General features: G+C 39.3%; 8 protein-coding genes. All 8 read right to left on the reverse strand.

Features of this window, described 5'->3' with window-relative positions:
* Positions 1-484: 484 nt before the first annotated feature.
* The 8 genes from M1L62_RS19970 to M1L62_RS20000 all read right to left on the reverse strand — a co-directional run bounded on the left by M1L62_RS19970 (position 485) and on the right by M1L62_RS20000 (position 12,805).
* Positions 485-4,438 carry a fibronectin type III domain-containing protein gene (locus M1L62_RS19970; RefSeq protein WP_254561391.1) on the reverse strand — a complete coding sequence of 1,318 codons (3,954 nt, stop codon included), beginning with the start codon at positions 4,436-4,438 and terminating at the stop codon, positions 485-487.
* Positions 4,439-4,867: 429 nt separating this feature from the next.
* Entirely contained in the window at positions 4,868-6,313 is a 1,446-nt protein-coding gene (locus M1L62_RS19975) for a transglutaminase-like domain-containing protein (RefSeq protein WP_254561392.1), read from the reverse strand.
* An 85-nt stretch (positions 6,314-6,398) separates the two neighbouring features.
* Positions 6,399-8,201 carry an O-antigen ligase family protein gene (locus tag M1L62_RS19980; RefSeq protein ID WP_254561393.1) on the reverse strand — a complete coding sequence of 601 codons (1,803 nt, stop codon included), beginning with the start codon at positions 8,199-8,201 and terminating at the stop codon, positions 6,399-6,401.
* A 682-nt stretch (positions 8,202-8,883) separates the two neighbouring features.
* Positions 8,884-9,873 carry a hypothetical protein gene (locus M1L62_RS19985; protein WP_254561394.1) on the reverse strand — a complete coding sequence of 330 codons (990 nt, stop codon included), beginning with the start codon at positions 9,871-9,873 and terminating at the stop codon, positions 8,884-8,886.
* A 161-nt stretch (positions 9,874-10,034) separates the two neighbouring features.
* Complete coding sequence (locus M1L62_RS19990; RefSeq protein ID WP_254561395.1) at positions 10,035-10,577, reverse strand: hypothetical protein; 543 nt, start codon at positions 10,575-10,577, stop codon at positions 10,035-10,037.
* A complete protein-coding gene (locus M1L62_RS19995; RefSeq protein WP_254561396.1) occupies positions 10,558-11,838 on the reverse strand; it encodes a hypothetical protein in 1,281 nt (426 codons plus the stop codon). The genes M1L62_RS19990 and M1L62_RS19995 overlap by 20 nt, the downstream gene beginning before the upstream one ends.
* A 178-nt stretch (positions 11,839-12,016) precedes the next feature.
* On the reverse strand, positions 12,017-12,298 hold the full coding sequence (locus M1L62_RS29755) for a response regulator transcription factor (RefSeq protein WP_374760312.1): 282 nt from the start codon (positions 12,296-12,298) through the stop codon (positions 12,017-12,019).
* Positions 12,299-12,451: 153 nt separating this feature from the next.
* Positions 12,452-12,805: a hypothetical protein gene (locus M1L62_RS20000; protein WP_254561397.1), complete on the reverse strand. Its 354-nt coding sequence runs from the start codon at positions 12,803-12,805 to the stop codon at positions 12,452-12,454.
* Between the last annotated feature and the right edge of the window lie 114 nt (positions 12,806-12,919).

Here is a 12,919-nt window from a genome sequence, read left to right on the forward strand (position 1 = left end):
AGTCCTACATTTATTTTTAAGATGCAAGCCTCAATGCAAAGTATTTTCAAAAAAAGTTGAACAAAATGGGTAAGTCGCTGAAAGTCAAATTTATTAAAGTGAAACTTTTTCTAAACTTTTTTGGAGAAACCATTTTAAAACCTGGCTTCTGGCGAAAATCGGTATTTCAGTGGTCCTGATGGTGCTCAGCAAATCGTTGTATGGTTCATTAGGGAGCAGATCAGGGTCAGCCCGGATGGTGTGCCTGTTTTAAGACTATAAGTTATCGTTGGCGACGAGGTGGATTTGTCTGTTTGAAAACCTGGCGTGCTTGTGTTTGCTTCTATATATAGGTGTACTTATACATAGAAGAAGATATAGATTAACTAAAAAGGTTTTCCCTCCCCACGACTGGAGAGGGAAAACACGGGTTGGTTCTACGAAGTGCTGGAATGCGACTACTCTATTAATAGGAATAGTATTTGATTGTTTCCAGCTCAGCCTCTTATTTGACGCGGAACATCCTGTGGTTATAAACAGATCCGTCCTTGAGAACGATTTTCAGAATGTATATACCCGAGGAGATGTTTTTCACATTTACAATCCCCGACATTACCGGACCGGAATTATAAACTTCCGTACCGGCATTATTTATCATCGTGACGCTTTTGACCTGTTTCCAGTCCGTCACTTTCAGACTGATGTTATCCTCAACTGGATTAGGGTATACAACAATTTCGAACCTGGGATTAATCTGAATACTTACAATCCGGCTGTATGCAAAGGTTCCGTCGCGGTCAATCATCTTCAGGCGGTAGTAATTGTCCCCTGATTTCGGCTGACGATCAAGATAAGAATAGGTCTGAGATACTTTGCTTTCTCCTTTCGCCGTAACATTTCCCAGGGTCAACCAGCTGGTCGCATCATCGCTCCGTTGTATTTCAAACCGGTCACTATTGGTTTCTGAGGTTGTTGACCAGTTCAATAAAGCTCCTGCTTCGGATTTGGTAGCTGTAAATGCAAGCAGATTGACAGGGAGAGGAGGGCCGACAAATACGCGGAAGGTATCAACGAGATAGCCATGTCCATCAACAACATAATAATTGATGTTCTGAGTAGGACTAAAAGTACGTTCCCGTAAACCTGTTGAAAGTACATTTTCCGTAGCGGCAGTACGCAAAGGGTTCGGTGCCTGAGAAGAATACCAGACGTAATCCCCAACCCAGGAAGCTTTAAGTGTTAACTGATCCCCAGCCTGAATGTTGTATGATTTTGTTTTGTTTACGTCCTTCATGACCACGAAAGAATCTGCGATGACGAAATTAGGTGATACGTCTGACTCCTTTATGAACTTTACATCGAGGCGATTTTCCTGAAACAGAAGTTCAATAGACCCACCTTTGACATGGTAAAAATCAGTAGTATTATCACCAGTCACGTTATCCATACGAGGTGATGTGTCAAAAGGAGGAGTGGTAATGCTTGGGTGTTTGACTTTGGCCGGATCATCATAACCGGAGTCATTAATGTAAACATTTGTACCGTTGTTGTTCACATTACCAAAAAATCCTCTTCCCGCCGAACCGGACAATAGATAGGAATAAGCCGTTTCATTGTTTGATTTTATATAAGGAGGAGAGGCCGGATATCGTCCCAGATTACTTCCCGCCAGATACGAATCGGTGGTACGGGCGGCATTTCCGCTTTTCCTGATCATACCTGCCCGTAAATAAGCATGTGAATGGGAAACAAGTAAAGCGTCGACATGGTACTCCGGTTTTTCCAAAATAGGCATCAGCTTTTCCCTAACTCGGGTCAAATCTTTTTCATCAGGAAAATGCCCGATGGTAGAAAAGGGAGGCAGGTGGAAGGTCACGATTGTCCATTTTTTTGTGTTCGTGCTTAAATCCTTAACCAGCCATTTGACCTGCGGTAGCGAATCGATAGGGGTATTGAAATTATAATCCAGCGCAATGGAATTTTTGCTGAAAATTTCCTTGATGCTTAAAAATGTTTCAAGCCAATTATCGGCAATGTTATCTTTTTCAATCAGTGGCGGATTTAAAACCACAAAATGGACATCACCCTGGTTGAAAGAATAATACCCCTTTTTATTAAACGTTGGCTGTCCTCCAATTTGGGCACTGTCGGGATATGAAAAGGTTGAAAAACTGGCGGCTGTTTGTTTATGATAAGCTTTCCTGACAAAATAAGTATTGCCATCACTGTGTAAATAACTTGGATCAGGATCATAGTCATGATTTCCGATAACAGTCCAGGAAGGCATATGCGAAAGCAGCTGTTTGTCATTGGGTCTGTTATAGAATTTAAAAATGGTCGTGTCCAGCGCCTGTTGAAGCCCCTCATATGGGGAAGTATTTGAGTTGTCACCCAGAAATACAATGCCATCCACGTACGGATTATTTCTGGAATTAAGATAGGCCAGATATGCATCACGTACTTTGAAGGGCCGCGGATTTAGATAATTCCCTGCTCCCGAATCTCCCAGCAGCCAGAAACGCAACGGGTGACTGGTATCCGTCGGCAGCGTCTGGAAATAGTTTACAGCGGAGTTATACTGTAAAAGCTGGAAATTGTTTCCGGTACCGTAGCCCACACTGTAATAATACTTGGTATCTGGCGTAAGATTTTTCAAAGTAACAACGTGCAGAAGATCGCTTTGGGATACCGCCACTTCTGTGTAACCCGAGCTCAGGTTTGAATTTGTGCTGTAACGAACAGTGGCTGTGGTAGCAAGATTGGTATACCATTGTACTGTCATGCGGTTATGAGAAGCGAGTTGCAGGTACGGATATCTGGTGAGATATAGTGAAGTCGAGCTTCCTTCCAACTGAAGATCAAAAAGAATATCCCCGCTGGTTTCACCCGTTTGGTGGACTTCTGCGGCAACGAGGTTATTCCCATTCTGAAAAAGAGATGAGCTCAGCAACGTATCGATGGTCAGAGAATCTCCTGCTGCGCGGGTGAAAGGATCATTTGGATTGGCGTTCATGTTTTTACGCTTAACCTCCACCCCATTTACATAAATGACAATACCATCATCCAGATAAGCACGTAAACGATAACTGTTGTTTGCAGCTGCATTTGTAATGTTTACCGTTTTTCGGAAATAGAAAGCCGGATAATTCGGAGTCGTATTATTGGGACCTCGCTGAAGAAGGGTATTATAAAAATGGGGTCCAAAACCAAAAGGAGCATTTCCACTTTTCCAGGAGGCATCGTCAAAAGCGGAAGTTTTCCAGTTTGAGGCCGGTGTCGTATTACTTTCCGTAGCATACTTCCAGCCTGATTGATATGCAATAACCATTGATGACGGTGTACTCGCGGTTGTTCCTTCGAGTTGCAGATCAAAAAGAATATCCCCGCTGGTTTCACCGGTTTGGTGCACTTCCGCAGAAATAAGATTATTCCCGTTCTGAAAAAGCGAAGTGCTCAGCAATGTGTCAATGGTGAGCGAGTCCCCTGCCGCACGCGTGTAAGGGTCATTCACATTGGCATTCATATTTTTCCGTTTCACCTCTACGCCATTGACATAGATTACGATACCATCGTCCAGGTATGCACGTAACCGTATGTTGCTATATGCTGCCGTGCTGACAATGTTTATCGTTTTTCGGAAATAGAAAGCAGGATAATTTGGTGTCGTATTATTGGGACCTCGTTGCAGAAGGGTATTGTAAAAATGTGCCCCGAAAGCAAATGGCGCATTTCCACTTTTCCAGGAAGCATCATCAAAACCCGAATTTTTCCAGGTAGATGCCGGGGCAGTATTACTCTCGGGAGCATATTTCCAACCGGATTGATATGGAATAAGCATCGAAGTTTGCGAAGGTACTGGCGTCCCTTCCAATTGCAGGTTAAAAAGAATATCCCCGCTGGTTTCACCTGTTTGATGTACTTCTGCGGCAATGAGGTTATTTCCATTCTGAAAAAGCGATATGTTCAACAATGTATCGATTGTCAGTGAATCGCCCGCTGCACGCGTGTAAGGGTCATTTACATTGGCGTTCATATTTTTCCGTTTTACTTCTACACCATTGACATAAATTACGATACCATCATCCAGATATGCACGTAACCGAATGCTGCTATACGCCCCGGTGCTGGCAATGTTCACGGTTTTTCTAAAATAAAAAGCAGGATAATTAGGCGTGGTATTATTAGGGCCCCTTTCAAGCAGGGTACTATATACATGGCTTCCAAAAGCAAAAGGCGCGTTTCCGCTCTTCCAAGAGGCATCGTCAAAACCGGAAGTCTTCCAGGTTGCTGCCGGAGCAGTATTACTTTCAGGAGCATATTTCCAGTTTGAATTGTAGGGGATAAGAACTTGTGCGTAACTCTCTGAAATGGGGAGAGTTAAAAGTAGTACTAATACTAGTAGACTGTGGGAAGTAGTTTTACTTGGCAAGTCACTTTGAGGGGTAAGTGTATTTCTCATAACTTATTGAAATTTAGTGAATTCCAATACTAAAATAAGTTTTTTTCATGGAATAATAATGAAAAATAAAAACATTATTATATCTATATAACGACGGGAAAAATTGGAGAAAAATCATTTTAAAACCAGGAGTTCAACAGGATAAAATGCCACCGACAGGCACATTTTATTGCAGTCTGGAAATTGATTAAAATCGTAAAAACCGATAGCCGGAAATATGGTAAATCACAACATATTTCAAGTTATTGGTTTTATAATAAGGTTAGGGAAAAGCTACATTCCCCTAAAGTACTCAATCACATGCATCATCAAAGCGTTTCTTGCGTAGGGAATTGCGGATGAAGTATTTACTGAAACCTCAAAAGAGGTGAATACGGTCACTAAAGGAGTTTATTAGCCGCGTTGCATAAATGAATAACTTCAATTCCTTTACCACCAAACCTGCCCATTTTTATAGCTAAAAATTCGGCTATTTCTTAGATCATGTGGCGAAATTAGACGTAAGAGGGCATTTTTCGGGACGTTATAAAAAACGAGATTTTTCCCGGGTATTTTCTTTACTTCACTATGTAATACCCACGAACCATCCCAGTAAAATAGTTTATAGGTTACATTATCTAGGGGTTTGCTTGTGTTGATTCCAGACATTAAATTTTCCATTCGTTGGTAAAATACCTCCTTGGAAATGTTTAGCCCATATAAACCTAAGCCATCCGATACCAGCGATCTCGTATTTCCGATAGTAATATTCTCAAGAGAACTCATATTCGGTTTAAGGCTAAAGATGATTCCACTTCGGATAAAAAAAGGGTAACCAAGCAATTTAACACCCTTCTCGCTATCAAAAGAGGTTGGAATGTACAATATGTTTTCAACCATTTTATCAAAAAAGTAATACCCCAATTTTCTAGGTGTTCCACAAACAGGTTGCCATTGGCCATTAGAGAAGACAGAGAGGTAAACAATATTGGGAGCAGATCGATTACCAATATAAACTTTTACGGTTTTAGTTGATAGATATTGATCTGTAACATCAATTGCTCTATCAAAACGCAGGTGGACAGGAATGTCATTCACATTCGTTATCAGATTTGATAGGGCCAAGGGGTTCATTGAGAAAGTTTTTCTAAATATTTTTGCTGGAAAGCGCATAACGGTCTTGTAAACCTTAAATGGGTTGTAATTTGGAGGTGAGGCTTCGAAACCCAAAAAAGGTACCGTTTTCCTGGTTTTGAGGATCAAAGTGTTCCAGGCGTGTCCTCCACCATTTGAATTTCCCCAGGAAGTTATAAAATCTATTGTTGTGGGAATCCCCATCGCCCGTAAAGGATAAGTGATTGTATTAGTCATGGCCCAACAATCCCCGCTTTTCCGAGTAATTAATTGTTGCCAATTGTTAAATTCTGCCGGTGATTCCGAATTGGTGTATTTAAAGTGATCAATTAAATCATTATTAATGTTTGTAACGGCATAGAAAGCTTGCTCTTCAAAGGTTTTTAAGTTGAATAAGTCACCACTGATCGAATTATATCTATCTAAACATTGTTTCCTCCAATCGGATAAACCTTCGTATTCCAGACGGTAGGGAAGAATATACTCGAGAAAGGCTGTTTGACTGATATTGCCTTTAATAAGATTTAACCTTGATACTTTCAAACTGGCATCTATATTGGAAATTAGGTAATCGGCATTGATATGCTCCAGATCCAATCTCATGGAGTCTGTTTTCGAATCGTATGTGCCTAGTCCTTTCATATTTTCAATAAGAAAAATGGATGCAATGTAGCCAATCGTATCATCTTTGGTCTTATAGTGATTTATTACCCTCTTTAACTCCTCTTTATTGTTTTTGGCTTGCTGGAAAGATTTTTCCATCGCGGAATCCATCTTACTACATGATAGGAAAACCCCTAAACCAAATAAAAAGCATACGAATGAAAGCTTTATCATTGCAAAAATGTTACGGATTGTTCTTTTTTGGAATCGTCATTAAAGACTCCTCCGCCATCTGTTTATAGAAATTAACTTGATTGGATGGTACTTTAACTGGATATAATATAATTGTTTTGGCGACGATTGAGGCTTCCTGGATTTTTCCTTGCTCCTGATACATAACCATTAACAGATACTTTGGAAGAAATAGTGATGGTACCATATTTGCGGCTCTTAAATAGCTGGATTCCGCTTTATCAAACTTATTAAGTAACTTATAATTATTGCCCAAATAAACATAGAGATTAGTGTGGGAAATCCTTTTTGAAGCATCTTCTAATAAAAGTATACTTTTATCAACTTCACCAAAAATCAATTGCTCGGAACCGAAGTTAAACAGAAAACCTCCATTTGTTTTTAACTGGGGATAACATGTGTCATATAAAGGCTTAGCGTCCTTAAATCCGTTTATCGCCGATATATGAGCAGCTTGTCTCCACAAAATCAGTGCCGATATTCTTTTGTATTCATTTACACCAATTATTAGGGCTGTAACTAAAAAGAGTATCGTTAGTATTCGAATCCATGTAGTAGAGAGGGTTATTCTTAGCTTTTGTATCTCGGAGAAATTGGTGGAAATGATAGCGATAAAAAAGATGATGTTTAGAAAAACAGAGGTAGTTCGAAGTGGATAACTAAATAAACAACATATCAAAATACTATATATCGAAGCACGGGCGCCCGAAGTCGGAAATATGTCCGTGTTATAAATCTGATCTTTTCGTAAAAGCATTACTATAATGACAGTTGTCAAAATCAAGCCCCCAAGACCGAGCTCAACACCAATCTGCAAAAACTCATTAAAGGCAAAAAAAGTGTCATCGGCTAATAACTGTGTAGAGAGTTGAGGTTGATTATCAATCATGTAATCGGATTGATAATTATTGTAAATGTCTTTAAACCTTTGGATACCAATGCCCAGAAAATTGCCGGGACCTAACATGGTAAGGCTTGTTCGGTAAATTAGAAGTCGACCCTTTACAGAATTGGAATTTATAGAATAGGTCCAATAGATGACAACGATGGAAAGCGTAATAAACAGGAAAAGCACTCCTACCTTAGCATAGGCAGAGGTCAGGTTTTTACGGACTAAATGAGTCAGATGAAATCTACTATTTAATACGGCAAAAAAACCGACACAAACGCCTAGATACGCGAGTCGTGCATGGCTGATTACAATTAGGTACAAACCAATACATACCGTAACGGCAGAAATGAGACGGAAAATTTTATTGAACAAGCTCTTTCTCTCATTTTCAAAAAAGCAGATTGAAAGAAGAAAGGGCAAAGTAGAGACCACATAGTTGGCATTCTCGCCTTTATTGATCCTTTCACCTACATACGAGGGGTTGTTTACAAAAGATATGTCAAAGATTTGGAATAGAAAAACAATGAGAACGGATACCGGGAAAAATTTTATTAGAAGCTTTGAGATCGAAGGGTGACTTTGTAATATGACGAACAATGTCAGCCACACCCATGACAACAAAACATAATGTTGATCAATTCGGTCATTCACGAAAGATTGCAGACTGATAATAATTACCAATACAAGCCCACATAAGGATATTTTGTTTATTCTAATGACAGCATTGTTATTGCTTGACGCAGACTTAAATATGCTTATTGCCAGTAGAAAAATGGCGGTAAAAATTACAAAATGAGTATCATACTCAACGAATCCATCTTTGTAGTGATGGATTAATAACAAATGAATAAAAAACAGGCCAAAAATAGAAATTCCGGCCATTAAATTTCGAAAAGCTTCCAATTTTACGATAGACTACGTTCAAGGATATTTAAAACCGAATTGACCGGAAAAATGAGCGTACTTATTCAGCTTGAAACCATCATTCTTTATAGTGTCCTGCAATAGTCATAAATGGGTTCTCTGTCGAAAGAATATTGCCTTTAATAACATTCTTTGACTTGTCATTCAGATTTCCTTCGATGTATAATCCCCCCCGATGGAACCGATGAGAAAGTAAAAGATAGCAAATTCCCCCTTACAGGCACTGTTCTCATAGATTACATGCTTACGAAGGTAATCACCAAATGATAACTTCCCTGGCATAGTAGTACTCCCTTGAAGGGACTGCGGAAAAGTTGGCTACCAAACTTGTTGGGCATTGGCTGTATAATAACAGTAAGAAGAAAAAAAATGGATGATCTGACTGAACAATGTCCCTTCATACCTGCCATTATCAATTTTTTTCCGATCCCGTATCGTTAAAATAAAAATCCAAAGAGCTGTTACAACTATTGACAGACATGGGGACATCGTTTTTAGCCATTCTATGATATCCACTTTGTCGTCAAAGATTTATCCATCATTGATGCACGTTCACACGGGCAATAGGTACATTTACGCCAAACATACCCCAGAGTTATGGAAAGAGCTATTAACAACCCAATGACTATTGTTCCCATGATTTGCAATGTCAGGCTGTCAATCATTCTTTATGATACTCTGCACCTGTCATAGACGGGGGGATAAAATATGCACCTTTGGTTTCTGTATAGAAACAAATTTTTTTCATACTTTCAGCTAACTCCATCACGTTTTTTTGGACTAATTTCTCTGCTTCTGGACAATCGGAACCAAGATAGGATTTACATCCTAAATCGAAATACGGGTACACAAACCAGAGCTTGTCCGTGGCCCTGGTGTCCTTGGGTATTTTCCAATGCTTCCCTGATACATAAATATTTTTTATGATCTGACTTGTTACCTCCTCTCTCAGTGTCTCTTCGTGATAAAGGGTATCTATTTTACCCTTGCCCGTCACTCTGAAATAAAATACCCCCCAGGTGGCCCTGCAACTATTCTCTTCAGATCCGGGGATATTTTTTTTCAGGAAGCTAAACAGGTCATCTTTCTCTCCGATCGTTTTATCAATATACTCGGCACCTGTTATAGACGGGTGCATAAAATAAGTGCCTTTAATTCCTGAGTATGCACATATTTTTCCAATATTTTCCGCTAACTCTATCATGTTCCTTTGTAGTAGCTTATCACCCTCCGAACATTTGTTATAAAAGCGATGACTATATCCTAAATCGAAATAGGGATACACAAACCAGAGCTTGTCCACAGCCCTGGTACCCTTGGGTATTTCCCAATGGCTCTGTGTTGCATAAATGTTTTTTATGATCTGTCTTGTAACCGTATTTCTGAGTGTCCCTTCGTGAAAAAGACTATCTATTTTACCCTTAACCGTTACCCTGAAATAGAATACGCCCCAGGTGGCAATACAATTGTTTTCCTCCGGCCGGGGGACATTTTTTTCCAGAAAGCTAAATATGTCATCTTTCTCTCCGGTCGTTTTATCAATTACCAGGAGACGAAAGCGTGGTGTAGGCCAGCCGCTCTGGCCCTGGCAAATTGTACAAGCAGTGCCTATGAAACAAAGCAGGAGATAGTTACGGACAAGATTTGCCATACTCATTGTTATAATTTCTATACTTTTTGGAAGTTATATGAGTATTATACCTATCGTCTTGAGTTATTCCGGTCTTATACGCATTAGTTTCTTGCAAACCTGACCAGGCTATTCCCGTCGCATCACTAAGGACTAATTGGAAACCAAGCCATTAATGCCTGCTACTTTTTTATAATACCTCCTCCGTTTTCTGATGGCATAAGTAAAATAGCTTTTTTGTCTTTAATTAAGGTGCTAATTATCAAAACATTAGCTGCCATATCCATTGCTAAATTTTGCTGTCTTTTCTCACTCTCGGTGCAGTTGCTATCATAAGGGTTATTTCCATAAAAAAAATAGGGGAAGACAAACCAGCAAAACTCTATTTTATCAGCCTTTTTTTTAGTCTTCCAATGCCCGTTAGTAGAATAAATATTAGCTATGATTTTACTTGTTACTTCTGCCGGCAGATTACCCTTATGGTATAAACTATCTACTTTTCCTGTTGCCCTTACCCTAAAATAAAAAAAGTCCCAAACCGGAGTGCATCCGGTTTGGGGTTGGGGAATAGCTTGGTCAAGAAAACTATACACATCCAGTCGCTTCCCGAGTTTACTATACTCATCAATATAAAAGATTGCGGAGCTATGTGACTGGGAATAAGCAAAAGTAAAACCAGAAATAAATAAATAAATAAAAAGTAATCTACTGACAAGCGTGGCCATAAGTACTATTAAGATATTTGTTATTGATTAAATTCATGTCACTCCTTTTATTCTGAGGGTAGGCAGGGGTACTTTGTAGACCGGACCACGCAAGAGCTTCAGCATCTTCATATGATAAGGGAAACCATGACATTAATGCCTGAATCATTGGTGTTACATATTCAGTAGACATTTTGTTGTGATCATAAGTTTCTGTATTATTGATAAATACATGTAATACTTCATGGTAAATTGTTGCAGTAACAAACTCCTGCGAAGCATTCGCCATAAGGGTACTATTTAGCACAATTTGATTACCCAGAGTTTCAGCGGCTTTTTGAGTATTACCATCGCTCATTGTTGCAGCATCTTTAATGGTAAAACTCAGGGTAGAAGATTTATTAAAATTGGAAAGAATTGTTTGTACCTTATTATTAAATTGTGCACTTAGCAAGTTATTAAATACATCTTTAAAGCATTTGGAGCGCAACTCGTTTTTAATACTCGACGCTGGGGGCGATGTTGTAGTTGTTAATGAGCCGCCTTCGCCAGGTGGTGGTGCGGTCGTTTGGGAGCTAACATTGCAATTTCCGGAATCAACACAATTCGTAATTGCGCCATTCGTCCAGACATAACACCAGTATATCGGTTCGCAAAACTGGCCCTCAACCTGCGTTCTCAACGTGGAAGCAATCCTTCCGCTTGGCTTTGTTGTTGGAGCTTTTTCGGTGTGTACCCAAAGCCGTACACCCATTTCGTCCATTTTGCCATTGGTGAAAGAATAACCGTCCAAGTACTGATAGTTTACATCATAGCTCAGAACCAAACCGGTATAACCAGGAATTTTTCCGTTTTTAAATTTTCTGATAATTTTATCTCCGGCCGATTTTAAAAATTTGGAATCACCCAGAAACTCGACAATTCTGCCATCAACAATTTGGCCACCTTCTTCTTTAAAGACAAAACATCTAAAAAAACTGATACCCTCCACGTTAATGTTGTAGCCATCGGCAGGTACTACAATAGCATTATCCCCATTCTCAATCTGGTTTTTTGTTGCTTTGTCCCACTTTGGTTCAAGTTTTTTGCCTGGCTTGTCGTCTCCGCTAACCCGTAGATTTGCTCCTGCGACTCTGGCTTGATAGTAACCTTTGGCAGCCTGAATCAGAGCTGGTTCCGCGCTTCCTTCAAAAACAGAAGTGCTATCTTTTTCACTACAGGCAACAACGAAAAGGCAGAAAAAGCTAATGTAGATTGCTAAAATGAAGTAATTCTTTTTCATGGAGGTGTGATTTTTTAAAAAGGTAATATTTAAGATAAGCGTAAATGTATCGGGAAGGTAATTTTAAATATACCGGATAGTTTACCTAACAAAGGTATTATCGTGATTAATTTATAACTGTATACTTAGGTATACATTTTATATAATTAATAATATAAATAATTGAATTTATATTATTTTAAAGGGGGTAAAATTGAAAGTACTTATTTTTAAGCCATGCTTGATTTTTCCTTGAAAAACGAGCCAGTTGATCTTTTCCTGAAATGAGTAGCTTTTCTGCGATTCGTCTGCGATATGTTTTTACAGTATTTCTAGTGAGGTGTAACCCGTCCGCGATTTCTTGATTGGACAAGTCCTCTGTCAATAGTAACAACACATCCCACTCTCTCTTGGTTAAAGAGTGGAAATAATTATCGTGAGAGGAGACAGAAAGGTTGTTATCGGAAAATGTATTTATCATAGGTGTGTAAAATGAAATGAATTATTATCCAATCCGTTTTAACAACATCGAAGTGGAGTAAATTTAATCGGATACAAGGCTAGGTAATCTGATGAGTTGGTAAGAAAGTGAAAGTGTTTTAAAGTAGCAAGGAGTGTTGAGCACTCGGGAAGGCTACATCCCTCTGAAATACTCAATCACATGCATCTTCAAAAGTGCTTCCTGTTTATCCAGGCCGCCTTGGGGTAAGGCTCTGTTTAAGGTGTAATGCGGCCAGCCTTCTTTATCTGTTTTTTCAAAGACATAATAAGAGGAAAGGCTCAATACTTTGCAGATTCCGATGTGCATTAAATCCTGTTTTTGTTCTTTTGTAAATCTTTTTGGCCCCTGCCCTAGTTCCTGCACGCCGATCAGAAACAACACGCCATTTAAATCTGCCGGCCTTTTTCCGAGCGATTCTTCAAGGGTCTGGAGTAAATGTTCCCATTGGACTTCCAAGGGCTGGTCTTCTATATTTAATGTGCTCATATGCGTCGTGTTATTGGAAATGTTCAGGTTTTAAATTTGCCTCTGTTCGTAAAAACCGGAACAATAGTTTACATCTTTATATAGGAATCAATGCAATGAAATTTCTGATTCCGG

Origin of the sequence: Dyadobacter diqingensis, assembly GCF_024220585.1 — a bacterium.
Lineage (GTDB): Bacteria > Bacteroidota > Bacteroidia > Cytophagales > Spirosomataceae > Dyadobacter > Dyadobacter diqingensis.

Bases quoted from the DNA above. Each gene is read 5' to 3' on its own strand.
- M1L62_RS19970 (WP_254561391.1), bottom strand. From the start codon at position 4,438: ATGAGAAATACACTTACCCCTCAAAGTGACTTGCCAAGTAAAACTACT.
- M1L62_RS19975 (WP_254561392.1), bottom strand. From the start codon at position 6,313: ATGGAAAAATCTTTCCAGCAAGCCAAAAACAATAAAGAGGAGTTAAAG.
- M1L62_RS19985 (WP_254561394.1), bottom strand. From the start codon at position 9,873: ATGGCAAATCTTGTCCGTAACTATCTCCTGCTTTGTTTCATAGGCACT.
- M1L62_RS19990 (WP_254561395.1), bottom strand. From the start codon at position 10,577: ATGGCCACGCTTGTCAGTAGATTACTTTTTATTTATTTATTTATTTCT.
- M1L62_RS19995 (WP_254561396.1), bottom strand. From the start codon at position 11,838: ATGAAAAAGAATTACTTCATTTTAGCAATCTACATTAGCTTTTTCTGC.
- M1L62_RS29755 (WP_374760312.1), bottom strand. From the start codon at position 12,298: ATGATAAATACATTTTCCGATAACAACCTTTCTGTCTCCTCTCACGAT.
- M1L62_RS20000 (WP_254561397.1), bottom strand. From the start codon at position 12,805: ATGAGCACATTAAATATAGAAGACCAGCCCTTGGAAGTCCAATGGGAA.